Origin of the sequence: Streptomyces mobaraensis NBRC 13819 = DSM 40847 (assembly GCF_017916255.1) — a bacterium.
In the GTDB taxonomy this organism is placed as follows: Bacteria; Actinomycetota; Actinomycetes; order Streptomycetales; family Streptomycetaceae; genus Streptomyces; species Streptomyces mobaraensis.
In genome coordinates this window covers 818,632-834,677 of the sequence record NZ_CP072827.1, presented here as the reverse complement: position 1 = coordinate 834,677, position 16,046 = coordinate 818,632, and the positions used below count along the sequence as shown (strand labels likewise).

The following is a 16,046-nucleotide window of genomic DNA, read 5'->3' as shown; positions in this document are numbered from 1 at the left end:
TCATGTACGCACAAAAGCCCTGGTGAGGGTGTCAAGAGCACAGGGGGCCGACTTGATACGGATTCACCTCGGGTCCGAGGGCTTGGGCAGCGTCACTGTCTGCGCCCTCCCGGACTTCGACGCCGAACTGACAGCGGCCGGCAGGACCCACGCCGGCGGCGGGCAACCCCAGGGCCCCCTGGCGCAGCTCTACTCGCGCAGCACCTCTCCGGATCTCGCTGCCGGCGTCGACTCCCAGTACCTCTCCCACTTGTTCGCCCGCCGCAGCCCCACGCCCTTCACCAAAGCCCTCGCCGAGGGCGACGAGCGGGCCGGCCGCGTCCTGGCCCACGCCGTCGACCAGCTGCGCAGCACCGTCATCGAGCCGCATCGCTCAAGGATCCGGTCCGCGGTCGCGACCCGGTCCGTCGCCCTGTCCCACGTCTACGTCGACGGCGGAGCCTCGGCGATGCTCCGGCGTCTCGGGCACGGAATCAGGCTCCGCCGAGGCGTCCTGGAGCTGCCGACGGCCTTCGACGCGGACCTCGAACTCGGCCAGGGCTCACTTCGGATCCAGGCGGTGGCCCTCAACCAAGGGGTCACCCTGGCCGAGCCGGCCGGCGATCTCCTGACCGTCCGGATCCCCGCGGGAACGGCCCCACGAACCGACCCGGGCCACCAGGCGGCACTTCAATCCCTGCTCGGCACCGGCAGAGCGGAAGCACTCACGCGCATCGTCATGTCCGGAGGAGTCACCGGCAGGCAACTGGCCTCCCTGCTCGGCGTGTCGAACGCCGCGGCCAGTCGGCACGCCGCGGTGCTACGGCATGCCGGCCTGATCCGTACCCTGCGGAGAGGGCAGGCCGTCACGCACGTCGCGACCCCCCTGGGCTACCACCTGACACAGCCGGAAACCACTTCCGGGCCTTGAGCGCAACGCATACCGGATCCGAGCCTGTTCGCGAAAGGCGCACCGGGCGCCGGGGCGCACACGGGGGTTCGAAAACAGGACCGTAGAAGGGGCTTCTGTTGTCCGAGCTGATCAGGCGGCAGTCGGTGGATGTCCTCATCGACTTCTACGGCTTCACCCTCCAGGACATCGACGACTCCACCGTGCCCGTCCCTTACCCGGACGAGGTGGATGCCGGTGGAGCGAGCGGGCAGTTCCTGACCGTCCGTGAGGGGCGGAGAGACATCCGCAGCGCCGGTCACACCCACGAGATCCTTTTCGTGGCTGAGGTCTGGGACGGCGCCCCGGGCATCGACCGCAGCAGGCCGTGGGAGATACGCGCCGAGGGAGTGCTCAGCCTCGGCGTGGGGGGAGCGTGCGTTTTGGACCGTGACCGGCAGCCCGGAGAAGACGGTGGTCCATGGCGATACCGCTGCGCGGTGGCGGGTGAGGAGGTACTGCACCGGTCGTTCAGAACCGCCTCCCGTTCGAACGCACAGGCCCGACAGCCGTCTTTCTACGGTCCAGTCGTCGTTCTCATGGGCTCCGGGGTGGTGACGGGCAGTTCGCGCGGGTCCAGTCGTTCGTCGACGCCGAGCCGGGTGAATTGCTCGATCAGGCGGGGGACGGCTGTAGCGCGGGGCGCTGTCGCCGCGGCCTTGGGCGCTCTCCGGAGCGCCCGCGGCCGCGTCGGCGCTAACGGCTCAAGTGCCGCAGTTCGTGCTCGTAGAGCGCGGCCGGGTCGAGTCCCATTCCGGTGAAGTGGCCCGCCAGTTCCAGGGAGAGGACGCCGTGCAGGCGGGTCCAGAAGTGCAGGGCGCGGCGCAGGGTGGCCGGGGGTGCGGGGTGGTCGCCCGCCCACTGCCGGTGTCCGGCGAGGTGGGAGTCGAGCGGGGACTCCTCCGTCGCGGCCGCGGGACGGTCGTCGGGCGGGGAACCGTCATCGGCCGACCGGGCGGCGTCGAGGAGGGCGTTCATGATCTCCGAGGCGATCACGGTGGTGTCGTCGGGCGCGTGGTAGCCGGGGACGGGCGTGCCGAAGAGGAGGAAGTAGCGCTGGGGGTCGTCCAGGGCCCAGGCGCGCAGCGCCTGCCCGAGCTCCGGCAGACCGGCGCCGGACGCGGCGGCGGTGCGCAGGGCGTCGGCGAGGCCGCGGTAGGCGTCGCGGATCAGTTCGGTGATCAGCTCGTCCCGGCCGGCGAAGTACCGGTAGAGCGCGGGGCCGCTCATGCCCATCTGTTTGGCGATGGCGTTCAGCGACAGTCCCGGCGCCCCCGCCGCGGCGATCTGTTCCCAGGCGCGCTCCTTGATCTCGGCCCGTAGCTGGGCGCGGTAGCGCTCGCGTGGGGTCTCGCGTCGGGTCTCCTCGCCCGCGACGGCCATGTGCGCATCCCTTCCCTGGGGTGCCCGACTCCCGGGAGCCGGGGGAGCGGCTGGACGCCCGCTCCGAGTTAGACCCTATTACGAACGTGCTTGACCGTCACTCCGATGCGGTTATAACTTCTAACGAAAGCGCCAGCCGCTAACGGGCTGGTGGATCGAGGGAGGTCGTCATGAACGCCGCAGCGATGGTCGAGGTCGTGCTGCCGGGCAAGGTCGAGCCCGAAGGGCTGGAGGTGCGCCACCGCGCCGTCCCGACCCCCGGCCCGGGCCGGATCGTGGTCCGCGTGGAGGCCACCGGCGTCTCCTTCGCCGAACAGCAGATGCGCCGCGGCCGCTACTACGACCAGCCGCCCTTCCCCTTCGTCCCCGGCTACGACATGGTCGGCGCCGTGTCGGCGGTCGGCGACGGAGTCGACGCCGGCCTCGTCGGCACCCGGGTGGCCGCACTGCTGAAGGTGGGCGGCTGGGCCAGCCACGTCGTCCTCGACGCCGCCGACGCGGTGCCGGTCCCGGACGGGATCGGCGCGGCGGAGGCCGAGACCGTGGTGATCAACGGCATCACGGCCTGGCAGATGCTGCACCGCAAGGCCCGTGTCCGGACCGGGCAGACCGTCCTGGTGCACGGCGCCAACGGGGGAGTCGGTTCGGTCCTGGTCCAGCTCGCCCGGGCGGCGGGGGCGAAGGTGATCGGCACGGCGGCCGCGCGCCACCACGACGCGCTGCGGGAACAAGGCGTGACCCCGATCGACTACCGCACCGAGGACGTCCCCGCCCGCGTCCGCGCCCTCGCCCCGGGCGGCGTGGACGCCGTCTTCGACCACGTCGGCGGTCGCGGCATCGTCGACTCCTGGCGCCTGCTCGCGCCCGGCGGCACCCTCGTCTCCTACGGCAGCGCCTCCACCCGCGACGACGAGGGCTCCAAGCAGTGGCCGGTCCTCAAGCTGCTCGGCCGGGTCTGGCTCTGGAACGCCCTGCCCAACCGCCGCCGCGCCTACTTCTTCAACGTCTGGGCCGGCCGCGCCCTCGCCCCCGCCCGCTTCCGGGCCCGCCTGCGCGCCGACCTCGGCGAGGTCTTCGCGGCGCTGGGACGGGGCGAGATCACCGCCCGGATCGCCGCCGAGCTGCCCCTCACCCAGGCGGCCGAGGCGATGCGGCTGGCCGAGTCCGGCACCGTCGCCGGAAAGATCGTCCTGCGCGCCTGACGCGTGGGGCGGCACCCCGCTGACTGCGCCGGAACCTTGCGCATGCGCCTCGGAAGGGTCTCCATGGATGGCCGTCAACGCAAAGCCGGCGGGATCGTCGCCACCATCAGCGCGACCGCACTCACCCTCGGGGCCACCCCCGCCGCCTTCGCCGACAGCGGACGGCGGTTGAGGTCGAGAAGGCCACCGGCACCGCCGACATCGCCCCGGCCCCCACCCCGGGCACCACGATCCCCCGGCGCTCCACCGGGGACGCGGAGGCCGGCACCGCCACAGGGGACGCCGTAATACCCCGTCGTCGCCGACCCCAAAGTGGTGGGACAAGACGAAGGAGACCGTGGGCGGCGCCGTCCGGGACACCTGGAGTTCCACCAAGTGCGCTGGCGCGCTGGGCGCGGCGGCCATTCCCGGCTCCGCCGCCTACGACACGACGCCGACCTCGTCCTCGGCGGGCCTTCCGTCTTCGTGCCGCCTCTCGCGGTCCCGCCGCCCTACAAGCCGTTGGGCAGGGCCGCCATACTTGGGGGAGGCCGGGGGCGGCGCGGAGGCAACGACGGGGGCGGCGGGGCGGGGATGGCGGAGACCAGGCTGATCCAGGGCCGGTACCAGCTGCTCGACCGGATCGGTCGGGGCGGCATGGGCGAGGTGTGGCGCGCCCGCGACGAGTCCCTGGGCCGGCACGTGGCCGTCAAATGCCTCAAACCGCTCGGACCGCGGCACGAACCGTCCTACCTTCGGGTGCTCCGGGAGCGCTTCCGCCGCGAGGCCCGCGTCGCGGCGGCGCTCCAGCACCGCGGCATCACCGTCGTCCACGACTTCGGCGAGAGCGACGGGGTCCTGTACCTGGTGATGGAGCTCCTTGACGGGCGCAACCTCAGCCAGCTCCTGGAGGACAACAAGCAGCACCCGCTCCCCGTCCCCGAAGTCGTCGACATCGCCGAACAGGTGGGCGCCGCACTCGCGTACACCCACCGGCAGGGGATCGTCCACCGCGACCTCAAACCGGCCAACATCATGCGGCTGACCGACGGCACGGTGAAGATATGCGACTTCGGCATAGCGCGCCTGGGCCACGACATCGGCTTCACGGCCCGGCTCACGGGGACCGGCATCGCCATGGGCACCCCGCACTACATGTCGCCCGAGCAGATCGGCGGGGGGAGCGTCGACCACCGGAGCGACCTGTACTCGCTGGGCTGCGTGCTGTACGAGATCGCCACCGGCACCCCGCCGTTCGACATGGACGACGCCTGGGCGGTCCTCGTCGGCCACCGTGACACCCCGCCCACGCCCCCGCGCGACCTCCGCCCGGAGCTGCCGCCGGTGTTCGAGGACGTCGTCCTCGACCTGCTCGCCAAGGAGCCCGACGACCGTCCCGACGACGCGGGGGAACTGGTGCGGCGGCTGACCGGCGCGCGGCCCGGAACGCACGCGGGGGGCATCGCGTACGCGCCCGTCATCGCGTACGCCCCCGGCACGTCGGACGCTGTCGGCGCTTCGGACGCCGTCGGTACGTCGTTTGCCGCCCGTACGTCGGACGCTGTCGGCACGCCGGACGCCGTCGGTACTTCGTATGCCGCCCGTACGTCGGACGCCGTCGGCACCTCCTACGCCGCCGACACCTCGTACGCCGGCGGCGGTTCTTCCCGCACCCACGGCACGTCCCCCACCCACCCGCACCGCCTGTCCGAACCGCCGCCCCGGCTCCCCGCCTGGGCACGGCACATGACCACCGGCTCGAAGGCGGCCGGTACCGCTGCCACGGCGCTTCCGCCGGACCCCTCCGCCGTGCTGACCGGAGCCTGGACGGTCCCCGGGAGCGCGCGGAAGGACGGCCGGAAGGACAGGGGGAGCGGCACGGGCCGGCTCGCGTCCACCGCTCCCGCGTGGGAGCCGGGTGCCGACCCGCGCCGGTCGTCCGCCGGCTCGGGAGCGCCGCTCTCCGCCGGCGCCGGTTCCGCCGGGACGGAACGCCCCTCCCCGGCGGCGCCCGCCCCCGTCCCCCCGGACGTGCTGGACGAACTCGCCGCCCGGCACAGCGGCGGCCTCCGCCTCGGCCGCGCCGGGCGCTGGGCGGAGGCGGACGAGACGCACCGCGCCGTGCTCGCCGAGCGCGAGCGGCTGCTCGGCGCCGACCACCCCGACACCCTCGCCAGCCGCTACGAGGTCGCGTTCTCGCTCAGCCGGCTCGGCCGCCCTGAGGAGGCGCTCCGCGAGTTCGCCCGGACCGCCTCGGCCCGCTCCCGCACCCTCGGCCCCGACCACCCCGACACGCTCGCGGCACGGCAGGAGACGGCGTACGTCCTCGGCCGGCTCGGCCGCCACTTCGAGGCGCGGGAGGTGTACGCGGACGTCCTGGCGGCCCGCGAACGCATCATGGGCCCCGACCACCCCGACACCCTCCGCTGCGGTCACAACCTCGCCTTCAGCCTCAGCAGACTGGGCCTGCTGGAGGAGGCGTACCGCATGGCGCACGACGTGGCCGCCGCGCGGGCCCGAGTGCTGGGCGGGGACCATCCCGACACCCTCGTCACCCGCTACGAGGTCGCCTACACGCTCGGCCAGCTCGACCGGTGGAGCGACGCCCTCCGCACGTACCGCGAGGTGGCGGCGGCCCGCACCCGCGTCCTCGGCCCGGACCACCCGGACACCCTGGCCGCCCGCTACGAGGCCGGCATCTGCCTGGGCCGCCTCGGGCGCAGCACGGAGGCGCTGGAGCTGTACCGCGCGCTGATCGAGGACCGCACCCGCGTCCAGGGCCCCGCCCACCCGGACACCCTCCGCGCCCGGCACGGTATGGGCGTCAACCTCGGCCGGCTGGGCCGCTGGGAGGAGGCACTCGCCGAGGCGCGCGACGTCTGCGCCATCCGTGCGCGCGTGCTCGGTGCCGACCATCCCGACACCCTGGTCAGCCGCCGCGAGGTGGCCGTCGGCCTCGGCTGGCTGGGGCGCTGGACGGACGCCCTGGCCGTGTACCGCGACGTCGCGCAGGCGCGCCAGCGCGTCCTGGGCGCGGACCACCCCGACGCGCTCGCCAGCCGCAACGACGAGGCCCGCTGCCTCCAGCAGCTCGGCCGCACGGCGGAGGCGGCGGAGCTGTACCGCCAGGTCGCCGCCCTGCAGCAGACCCGCGCGGCTCGCCACCGAGGGCCCGGCTGAACCGCGCGGCCCGCGAACGCCCGCCCGCGAACGCCGACCGGCCGAACGCCGACCGAACGCCCCCGGCCGCTCGGCCCCCCGGCCGATCGCCCGCCGCCCGAACGCCCGTCAGCCCGCGACGCCCCTCAGCCCGCGAACGCCCGGACGACGGCCAGGCTGTCCTCGTACACGTGGTGCCGCGTCACCAGCCCGTCCTCCATCGTCAGGTGCAGCGCGAACCGCGCACGGTACCGCCGTCCCGTCGGCCGCGCCATCAGCCGCAGTTCGCCGGTGACGACGGCGTCGGTGCCGTCGACGAGCACCCGCTCGATCCGTGTGTCCGCCGCCTCCGGCACGTGGTGCGCCCCGATCTCCCGGTAGTGCGCCGCCGCGTCCGCCCGGCTCGACCGCTCCCGGATCCACGGCGTCTCCCCCCGGCCCAGTTCCTCCGCCGGCCAGTCGAACGCCCAGTCCGCGCCGTCCGCGTACAACTCCGCGATCCGCTCCGGGTCTCCGTCCGCCATCCGCCGGAGCAGCTCCTCGACGACGGTCCGGGTGGCGGCGGTCGTTTCGGTGGGGGTGGCGGGGGTTGCGGTGCTCATGGCGCTCTCCTGTTTCCACTGATCCGTGATGCGGGCCGCCGCTGGGGCGGTTGCGCATCAGTGTGGAATGGGAGAGTGGGGCAGAGCGATTACCCGGAAGGTAAAAGCCGCCCGGGCCCGCCGACGCCGCCCCGGCGGCCCGTTCACCTTCCGCCGCCTCGCCGCCCGCCGCCCAACTCCCGTGACGGGACGAGGTTGAGTCGCCCGATCGCCTCGTTGACGTCCTTCGGCCAGAACCACAGCCGGTACACCGGCGGCACCTTGAAGTAGTCCTCCGGGCCGAAGAGTTCCCGGGTACGCAGGTCGGCGCAGTAGCGCTCGCGCCAGGAGAAGGACTCGCCGGGGCGCAGCGGGGTACCGTCGACGATCTTCCGGGTGACCTCGTGCAGCCTCTCCAGGGCCCGGTACTCGTACCCCAGCAGGGTGGCCGGTTCCTTCCAGATGCCCTTCTTCCCCTTCACGGCCTTCTCGGCGGCCTCCAGGGTCATCGGAAGGTCGAGTTCCCCGGGGATGGAGGGGTAGATGATGAACGTGGCCGCCCACCCGGATTCGATGAGGTCGAAGTTGAAGGTGGAACGCTGCCGTCGGGTGAGGGCGGCCCGTTCCTCCTTCGAGTAGTCGGGGGCGACGTAGGCCAGCAGGCGGTGGTGGTCGTCGAAGGGCGAGTCGGCCGTGCGGATGAAGATCCGCCGCGGCTTGGCGTGCGGGGGTTTGCCCTCCGGAACGCCCTCGGTCAATCGCTTGTTGATGTTGTCCGTATTGAACTGCGCTGCCTTGGTGCCCTGTTCGAACTGCAGTGTGCCGGCGTGACCGGTACGGATCTTCGGCAGCAGGAACTCGGCGAGCTCCTTCGAGATGGGCGCCTTGCCCTGCTCGATCCACCCGGCGAGCTCCTTGAACTTCTCGTCCACGTTGGCGGCGCCCGCGGCGGACTTCGCCGTCACCTCGGGGGTGTCGACGGACAGCATGCGGACGGGCATGCGGATGTTCGGCGTATCGCCGTCGTGCACGTCGACCAGCGCGTCCGAGCCCAGCGAGGGCATGGACTCCCCGGCCGGTGACCACAGGATCTGTACGGGATCGACCACGGTTCGCGTCCTTTCTGGCTCCGACCCGTTCCGGTGGGCCCTTCCCGGCCCGCCCGCCCCGCCACCGGTCCTGCTGACAGCCTCGGCCCGCCCCGCCGGCCCCGCAACCCGGAGCCTCCGGCCCCTCGGCCGTCGGAGAGGACGGGCCTCAGCCCACGGCCTGCCGCACCAGCGCCCCCATCCGCCCCTCACCCCCGGCCGTCACCTCGGCGAGGGCGCGGTCGGACGGGGACCCTCCTCGCGCCCACCGGCGCCGGACCCACCGGCGCCGAGCGAGGCGATGCGCTCCATGTTGGCCGTGCCCCATTCGCCGAGTGGCATGAGGACGTCGAGGAGCGACGTGCCGAACGCGGTCAGCGAGTACTCCACCTTCGGCGGCACCTGGGGGAACTCCTCGCGGTGCACCAGCTGACTCGCTTCCATCTCCTTGAGCTGGTTGATCAGGACGCGCTCGCTGATGCCGTCGACCGCACGCCGCAGCGCTCCGAAGCGCAGCGGTCCTTCGCAGTGGAGCGCCCAGAGGATGAGAATTTTCCACTTGCCGCCGACGACGGCCAGCGCGGCATCGAACCCGCAGGTGAACGTCCGCTTCCTCATCAACGCTCCGCACTGACTCGTAGGTAAGTACCCGACAAAATAGACGGTACTTGAGGAAACATCAGTGCCGGACGGAGCATGGAGTGGCAACGGCCGAATGGAGCCGAATTGTCCATGCGACGCGCGGAGTTGAGTACATGTCTGTGAACGACCGCACACCGGTGACCGTCATCGGCCTGGGAGCGATGGGTTCGGCGCTGGCCGAGGCGTTCCTCGGGGCGGGGCACCCGACGACCGTGTGGAACCGGAGCGGCGAGAAGGCCGCGCCCCTCGTCGCCAAGGGGGCGCGGCACGCCCTCGCCGTCGGGGAGGCGGTGGCCGCGAGTCCGCTGGTCGTCGTCTGCCTGACCACGTACGACGCCACGTGCGCGGTTCTGGAGCCGGCCTCCGCCGAGCTGGCCGGGCGCGCGTTGGTCACCCTCAACACGGGGACGCCGGAGGGCGCCCGCCGGATGGCCGGCTGGGCGCGGGAGCGGGGAGCGCGCTTCCTGGACGGCGCCGTCAAGAACGTGCCGCCGGCCGTCGGCGCGCCCGACACCCTGCTGTACTACGGGGGTGACAGGGAGGTGTTCGACGCGTACGAGGCGACCCTGCGGGTGCTGGGCGGGGACACCGTCCACCTCGGCGACGAGCCGGACCTGGCCGCCCTCTACGAGCAGGCCGTGGGCGGCCTCCTGCTGCCCGCCCTCCTCGGCTTCTTCCAGGGGGCCGCGCTGGTCTCCGCGCGCGGCCTGAAGGCCGACACGCTGGTGCGGTTCACCACCAAGTGGCTGGAGATGATCGCGTCCGAACTGCCCGCCATCGCCGCGGAGATCGACAGCGGCGACTACACCCGGCCCCGGGCGACCGTCGGCATCTTCCACCAGGCGGTCGCCCATGAACTCCAGCTCGGCCGGGAGGCCGACATCGACGTGTCGTGGCACCTTCCGATGTACGAGATGCTCGAACGGGCCATCGCCGACGGCCACCGCGACCACAGCGTCTCGGCGCTGATCGAGACGCTCCGGAAGCCGGTGCCGCAGGCGTAGACCTCGGCCGTCCCGTCCCGTCTCGTCCCGTCCCGTCTCGTGCCGTCCCGTCCCGTGCCCTGCCGTCCCGTCCCGTGCCGTCCCGCCCCGAGCCGTGCCGCATCAGCGCCGGCCTGCCCGCGCCGCTCAGTCGGCCGGGCCGGCGGGGGCCCGGCCCGCGTCGCTTGGGGTGGGGCGGGCGGATGCGGCGGGAGCGGAGCCGGCCCCCGCCCGTGCGTCCGCGGCGGGCGCCCGCTCCGGGGAGCTGCCCGGAGCGCGCGGGGCCTGTGCGGCGGCGGTGCGCCGCGCCCGTTGCCCCCACCACCACTACCAGCAGCGCCAGCAGTTCGAACGCCGCCCCCGCCCACGGCAGCGACTCCAGCCGGCCCGCGCCCACGAGGAGGCCGCCGAGGGCGCCGGCCAGGGTCTGGCCCAGGTAGAGGGCGCTCTGGTTGAGGGCGAGGAGCATGTCGCCGTGCCGGCCGCCGATGTGCAGCAGGCGGTGCTGGATGAGCGGGAAGGCGCACCAGTGGGCGAACCCCCACGCGGTGAGCGCGACCGCCGTGCCCGCGGGGGAGCGCAGGGCGGGGGAGAGGGCGGCGAGGACGACGGCGAGCAGGGCGACGGACGTCGCGAGGGCGGTACGCGGATTGACACGGTCCGCGAGCCGGCCGCCGGCCATCACGCCGGCGAAGCCGCCGACGCCGAAGAGCAGCAGCAGCCACGGCCGCAGGCCCGTCCCCACGTGTCCGGCGCGGTCGAACAGGGCGCCGAGGTAGGTGTAGACGACGAAGGTCCCGACCACCCAGAACGCCGTGACGAGCAGCGCCGCGGGCGCGTGGCGGACGCGGAACACGGCCAGTCGCCGCCGTACCCCCGACCCGCCCGGCCCCGGTACCGACGGCAGGGCGGGCCAGAGCCCGGCCAGCGCTACCAGGGACAGCAGGGCGACGAAGCCGAACGCCCAGCGCCAGGACGAGAAGTCGCCGATCGCGCTGCCCAGCGGCACGCCCAGGGCGATCGCCGTGGTCATGCCCGCGTAGACGACGGCCAGGGAGCGTCCCCGCCGTTCGGGCGGGGTGATACCGGCCGCCACCGCCGACGCGGTCGAGGCGTAGATCGCCGCACCGGCGCCCGCGACGGCCCGGCTGAGCAGCAGGACGGCGTAGGACGTCGCGAAGGCGGACAGGGCGTTCCCGGCCGCGAACACGATCAGCACCACCACCAGCACGGTCTTCCGGTCGGCGGCCGACGTCAGACCCGCCAGCACCGGTGCGGCGACGGCGTAGGTGAGGGCGAACACCGTCACCGACTGGCCGGCCGCCGCCGTGGACAGACCCAGGTCGCGCGCCATCGAGGGCAGCAGCCCCGAGACGATGAACAGGTCCGTCCCGATGGCGAACATGCCCAGCGCCAGCAGCCAGATCCGGGCCCCGCCCCCGCCCCTGTCCTTCGACGTCCCCTCCGCCACGGCCATCGGGCCCACCCCTCTCCGTACCCCGTCCACCGAAGTAACCGGTCATGTGGTTACTTCGTTCGTGGTCGGTAACCTAACATGGGGTTATGAGTGCGGAGCAAGAGCGTCAGGACCGCGACTGGGTCTGGTATGGCACCCGGGTCAGCGTCGATTTCGTCAACACCCGCCGGGACCGCTGGGCGGGCGGCCGGGAACTCCTGCGCGAACCGGCGGACCTCACGGCCTGGTTCGAGGCGGCCGGGATCGGGCCCGCCTGCATCCCCGTCGACGAACCGCTGCTGGCGCAGGCCGTCGAGCTGCGGGAAGCGATCGACGCAGGGCTGCTCGCCGTCGTCGAACGGGCCGCCTTCCCCGTGGCCGTCCAGCGGGTCCTCAACGCGTGGCTCGCCCGCGCCGCCGAGAACCCGCCGCGCCTCGATGTGCGCGACGGCATCCCGGTGCTGACAGCCGGCCTCCCGCCGGTGGACGGGCGCGGCGCGCTCGGCCGGATCGCCGTGGACGCGGCGGAGATGTTCGGCGGCGCGGACCGCGACCGGCTGCGCGTCTGCGCCGGGGAGCGGTGCAGTGCCCGCTTCTTCGACAACTCGGTCGCGCGCAGACGCCGTTGGTGCTCCATGGCGGGCTGCGGAAACCGCGCCAAGGCGGCCCAGCACCGCCGGGCGCGCGCCTGAACGTCCCCGACGCGCAAGGGGCGTGCCGCGACAACGCGGCACGCCCCGCCAACGGGCCCGTATCACCTCATCGTTGGGCGACCCGCACCACCCGCAGCCCCGGCGACGCCAGGATGTCCCGCTCGCAGAACCGGCCGCGGGTCATCCGGCCCTTCGAGAACAGCTCCGTCTGGTCGCTTGAGTGGGCCGACGCGGGGTCGTCGGACTGCGAGTACGTCAGCAGCGTCCGGGCCGTCACCGGGCAGGGGCCGCCGTCGAAGCCCACGGCCTGGACGTAACTGGTGCCCATGGACACCTCGGGGTAGCCGCCGCGCGACCCGTCCCAGCGGGACTCGACCTTGTTCCAGGCGCCCAGCGCCTCCGTGCCGCCCGGCACCGGGATCCTCTTCCCCTTCCGCACCACGAACTGGTGCTCGCCCAGCGGCGCGTCCAGCGCGATGCCCGCCGACCGCAGGTCGTGGACGGCGGCGGCCAGCGCCCGCGCGACGCCGGGCTCGGCCGTGTTGAGGGTGTTCGGAGTCGTCACCGGCTTCGCCGGGTCGAACGGCACCCGCCACAGCCGGTCCGCCGGCACCTCGCGGACCAGCGCGCGGACGAACCGGTCGAAGAGGAGCGCGCCCCTGCTGCCGGTGGTCAGTCTGCGGTCCCAGCGGGCCAGGACGCCGCAGGCCCCGGACACGTCCACCGGCCGCCCGTCCGGGCCCGTCGCCCTGCCGCCCGGCAGCTTCGCGCAGGCCGCCGCCGCGTCCGCCGCGGCCAGGTCCCCGGTGGGCGCCCGCCCGGCGAACTGCTGCCGCTCCAGGTCCGCGACGGTCAGCCGGCCGCGCTTCGCCATGGCGGCGACGTCCTCCACCCCGCCGCGCGTCCGGAACGACCGCTCGGTGCCGATGTCGCCGAAGATCCGCGGGTAACCGGTGAGCGGCCGGTCCGCGTTGGCCAGCCACGCGCTGTCATTGGAGTTCTCGGCGTACGGCGCGTCGACGAGCGTGGGCATCGCCGACGGGCCGAAGACGCCCGGTTGCAGGGCGTCCCGGTCCCTCCCCAGCGCGCAGGCGCCGCGCGAACCGTCCAGCACCGCCAGCCCCGACTCCGGATACGTCCGCCGGCCGAGGGCCGTGGCGCAGCTCCGCTGCACCTCGTCGGTGACGCGCGGCAGCACCTGCGACTGCGTGTAGAGGCTGTGCCCGGCGGAGTCGGCCGCCACGGTGTTCACCCACGGCAGGCCCTGGGTGCGGCGCAGCGCCTCCCGGACGCCCCGGACGTCGCGCGCCTTGCTCAGGCCCAGCGAACTGTCGAAGAAGCGGAACTGGGCGGCGTTGGGGTCGGCGAGGGCGTACGCCGAGCCCGGCGTCCACGGCAGCGGGAGGTCGTCCCCGAGCCCGGTGACCACGGGCCCGTAGCGCGTCCACCACTGGCTGCGGGTGACGTTCGCGAGCCGCCCGTCCGCGCCGCGTACCGCCACGGTGACCTTGCGCTCGGTCATCCGCTCCGGTCTGCCGTCGACCAGGTACGAGCGCGGGTCGCCGGGGGCGGGCTTCAGCTCGTACAGGTTCATCGGCACGCCGGTGGCGACCGTATGGCTCCACGCCATGGACGCGTTGTGCCCTATCTGGACGGTGGGGGAGCCCAGCAACGAGGCGCCCGATACGTTGAGTTCGCCCGGGATCGTCTGCTGTGACTGCCAGAAGCGGCGGTTGCCGTGCCAGGGGTAGTGCGGGTTGCCCAGCAGCAGGCCCCGCCGGTTCGCCGTGGCGGCGCCGGAGAACGCGACGGCGTTCGAGCCCATCCCGGTGTCGTGGCGGGCGGCGAAGTAGGCGCGGGCGGCGGCGGCCGGATCGGCAACCGCTTTGCCGCCGCCGACGGTCCGGGCGGCGGGGGGACGGGCCTCCGTGATCGCGTCCGCCAGCGCGCCCTGCCCGCCGAGCACGGTCAGCGCGTAGCCGCGCCGGGCGACGTCGGTGGCGGTGACCGGACGCACCCAGCCCTTGCCCCGGCAGGCCGGATCGGTGACCTTGTGCTGCCGCAGCCAGGCGTTGTATCCGGCCGCCCAGCCGCGCATCAGCTCCTTGGCCTGCCGCGACGGCCCCTCGGGTGCCGGCCGGTCGAGCAGCTTCTCGACGGTCCGGGCGTCGCGGACGCCGCGGAAGAAGAGGTCGCTGGAGAGGTTGGTCGAAGCCTCGGAGAACGAGCGGTCCGGGGCCGCGTCCGGCCCGAAGTACCGGGCGCGCTCCCCGCGTACGGTGACGAAGCCGTCGGCCAGGGTGCAGACCGCGTCGGCGGCCTGCGCCCAGCCGTCGCCGAACCCGAGGTCCGCGTAGTCGTCGGCCAGGATGTGCGGGACGCCGTACTCGGTGTAGCGGATCACCGCCGACAGCCCGTCGGCGGACGGCCGTTCACCGCGGGCGGCGTCCGACGCCGCCACGGCGGGCAGGGCCCCGGCACCGGTCAACAGGACGAGCCCGCCGACGGCCAGGGCGCGAAGCGAGTGACGCAAGCGCAAGATGACTCCCATCGTTGAGGGACGACTCGAAAGACTCCCACGATGGTGTGACGGTTGAGGCGAACATCCTTGCGCTCATGGAAGATTCGCCGAATTCGGTCGGCTGACGGTCAGCGCTCGTCGACGAGCCGCCGGATCTTGCCCACCGACCGCTCCAGCGTCTCCGGCGGCACGATCTCGACGGCCACCGAGACGCCCACGTCGTCCTTCACCCGCCGGACGATCGTCTCCGCGGCCGCCGCGCGCTGCTCCGGCGTCGCCCCGGGGCGCGCCTCCGCCCGGACGGTCAGCCGGTCCATCCGCCCCTCCCGGGTGAGGCGGAGCTGGAAGTGCGGCGCGACGCCGGGGACCCGCAGCAGGACCGCCTCGATCTGCCCGGGGAACAGGTTCACCCCGCGGACGATGATCAGGTCGTCGCTCCGGCCGGTGATCCGCTCCATCCGGCGGAACACCCGGGCGGTGCCCGGCAGCAGCCGGGTGAGGTCGCGGGTGCGGTACCGCACGACCGGCATGGCCTCCTTGGTGAGCGAGGTGAGGACGAGCTCCCCAGGCTCCCCGTCGGGCAGCGGCTCACCCGTGACCGGGTCGACGATCTCCGGGTAGAAGTGGTCCTCCCACAGGTGCGGGCCGTCCTTGGTCTCCACGCACTCCTGCGCGACGCCCGGTCCCATCACCTCCGAGAGGCCGTAGATGTCGACGGCGTCGAGGCCGCACCGCTCCTCGATCTCGCGGCGCATCTCCGCCGTCCACGGCTCCGCGCCGAAGACGCCGACGCGCAGCGAGGTAGTGCGCGGATCGACGCCCTGCCGCTCCAACTCGTCGAGCAGGGTGAGCATGTACGAGGGCGTCACCATGATGACGTCCGGCCTGAGGTCCCGGATCAGGCGCACCTGACGGGACGTCATTCCGCCGGACGCGGGGATCACCGTACAGCCGAGCCGCTCCGCGCCGTAGTGCGCGCCCAGGCCGCCGGTGAACAGCCCGTACCCGTACGCCACATGGACCGTGTCACCGGGCCGGGCGCCCGCCGCGCGGAGGCTGCGGGCGACGAGGTCGGCCCAGGTGTCCAGATCCCGCTCGGTGTAGCCGACGACGGTGGGCTCGCCCGTCGTCCCGCTGGAGGCGTGCAGGCGCCGGATCCGCTCCCGCGGCACCGCGAACATGCCGTACGGATAGTGGGCGCGCAGGTCCGCCTTGGTGGTGAACGGGAAGCGGGGGAGGTCGGCGGGCGTACGGCAGTCCTCCGGCCGCACCCCCGCCTCGTCGAACGCCCGGCGGTAGAAGGCGACGTTGTCGTAGGCGTGCCGCAACGTCGCCCGCAGCCGCTCCTGTTGCAGCGCCGCCAGCCCGTCGCGCGTCAGGCGCTCTCCCGCGTCGAGTGCCGCGGCTGCCGTCATGACCCACCCCCGATGTCCCGACCGATCATTCGGTAGTTTTCGTCCGTGCAAAAGAA

General features: G+C 73.5%; 11 protein-coding genes and 1 pseudogene. 5 read left to right on the top strand and 7 right to left on the bottom strand.

What is annotated here, in order from left to right; all coding sequences use genetic code 11:
• The first annotated feature begins 82 nt into the window (after positions 1-82).
• On the top strand, positions 83-910 hold the full coding sequence (locus tag J7W19_RS03160) for an ArsR/SmtB family transcription factor (protein WP_201768210.1): 828 nt from the start codon (positions 83-85) through the stop codon (positions 908-910).
• A 714-nt stretch (positions 911-1,624) separates the two neighbouring features.
• Here J7W19_RS03160 and J7W19_RS03155 read toward each other — a convergent pair.
• Complete coding sequence (locus J7W19_RS03155; RefSeq protein ID WP_004942628.1) at positions 1,625-2,311, bottom strand: TetR/AcrR family transcriptional regulator; 687 nt, start codon at positions 2,309-2,311, stop codon at positions 1,625-1,627.
• A 170-nt stretch (positions 2,312-2,481) separates the two neighbouring features.
• Between J7W19_RS03155 and J7W19_RS03150 the strand changes: the two genes are divergently transcribed.
• Positions 2,482-3,513, top strand: a complete 1,032-nt coding sequence (locus J7W19_RS03150) for a medium chain dehydrogenase/reductase family protein (protein ID WP_004942619.1) — start codon at positions 2,482-2,484, stop codon at positions 3,511-3,513.
• 573 nt (positions 3,514-4,086) lie between these two features.
• Entirely contained in the window at positions 4,087-6,672 is a 2,586-nt protein-coding gene (locus J7W19_RS03145; RefSeq protein WP_004942616.1) for a serine/threonine-protein kinase, read from the top strand.
• 125 nt (positions 6,673-6,797) lie between these two features.
• On the opposite strand, the gene J7W19_RS03140 is transcribed toward J7W19_RS03145, so the two are convergent.
• The 3 genes from J7W19_RS03140 to J7W19_RS03130 all read right to left on the bottom strand — a co-directional run bounded on the left by J7W19_RS03140 (position 6,798) and on the right by J7W19_RS03130 (position 8,938).
• Complete coding sequence (locus J7W19_RS03140; protein ID WP_004942613.1) at positions 6,798-7,253, bottom strand: nuclear transport factor 2 family protein; 456 nt, start codon at positions 7,251-7,253, stop codon at positions 6,798-6,800.
• A 143-nt stretch (positions 7,254-7,396) separates the two neighbouring features.
• Positions 7,397-8,341, bottom strand: coding sequence for a thermonuclease family protein (locus J7W19_RS03135; protein ID WP_004942612.1), 945 nt, complete (start codon positions 8,339-8,341; stop codon positions 7,397-7,399).
• A gap of 201 nt (positions 8,342-8,542) precedes the next feature.
• A complete protein-coding gene (locus J7W19_RS03130) occupies positions 8,543-8,938 on the bottom strand; it encodes a winged helix-turn-helix transcriptional regulator (RefSeq protein ID WP_004942610.1) in 396 nt (131 codons plus the stop codon).
• 50 nt (positions 8,939-8,988) lie between these two features.
• On the opposite strand from J7W19_RS03130, the gene J7W19_RS03125 reads away from it, so the two are divergent.
• Positions 8,989-9,966, top strand: a complete 978-nt coding sequence (locus J7W19_RS03125) for an NAD(P)-dependent oxidoreductase (RefSeq protein ID WP_411848821.1) — start codon at positions 8,989-8,991, stop codon at positions 9,964-9,966.
• Positions 9,967-10,510: 544 nt separating this feature from the next.
• On the opposite strand, the pseudogene J7W19_RS33735 reads toward J7W19_RS03125, so the two are convergent.
• Positions 10,511-11,350: pseudogene (locus J7W19_RS33735) on the bottom strand (MFS transporter); the annotation flags it as partial.
• 158 nt (positions 11,351-11,508) lie between these two features.
• Here J7W19_RS33735 and J7W19_RS03115 point away from each other — a divergent pair.
• A complete protein-coding gene (locus tag J7W19_RS03115) occupies positions 11,509-12,093 on the top strand; it encodes a CGNR zinc finger domain-containing protein (RefSeq protein ID WP_004942605.1) in 585 nt (194 codons plus the stop codon).
• A 67-nt stretch (positions 12,094-12,160) separates the two neighbouring features.
• On the opposite strand, the gene J7W19_RS03110 is transcribed toward J7W19_RS03115, so the two are convergent.
• Positions 12,161-14,593 (bottom strand): penicillin acylase family protein, encoded by a 2,433-nt coding sequence (locus J7W19_RS03110; RefSeq protein ID WP_086025231.1) that lies wholly within the window; start codon positions 14,591-14,593, stop codon positions 12,161-12,163.
• 110 nt (positions 14,594-14,703) lie between these two features.
• Entirely contained in the window at positions 14,704-15,990 is a 1,287-nt protein-coding gene (paaK, locus tag J7W19_RS03105; RefSeq protein WP_004942603.1) for a phenylacetate--CoA ligase PaaK, read from the bottom strand.
• Positions 15,991-16,046: the final 56 nt, after the last annotated feature.

Coding starts and splice junctions, on each gene's coding strand:
- J7W19_RS03155 (WP_004942628.1), bottom strand. CDS start 2,311: ATGGCCGTCGCGGGCGAGGAGACCCGACGCGAGACCCCACGCGAGCGC.
- J7W19_RS03150 (WP_004942619.1), top strand. CDS start 2,482: ATGAACGCCGCAGCGATGGTCGAGGTCGTGCTGCCGGGCAAGGTCGAG.
- J7W19_RS03145 (WP_004942616.1), top strand. CDS start 4,087: ATGGCGGAGACCAGGCTGATCCAGGGCCGGTACCAGCTGCTCGACCGG.
- J7W19_RS03140 (WP_004942613.1), bottom strand. CDS start 7,253: ATGAGCACCGCAACCCCCGCCACCCCCACCGAAACGACCGCCGCCACC.
- J7W19_RS03130 (WP_004942610.1), bottom strand. CDS start 8,938: ATGAGGAAGCGGACGTTCACCTGCGGGTTCGATGCCGCGCTGGCCGTC.
- J7W19_RS03115 (WP_004942605.1), top strand. CDS start 11,509: ATGAGTGCGGAGCAAGAGCGTCAGGACCGCGACTGGGTCTGGTATGGC.
- paaK (WP_004942603.1), bottom strand. CDS start 15,990: ATGACGGCAGCCGCGGCACTCGACGCGGGAGAGCGCCTGACGCGCGAC.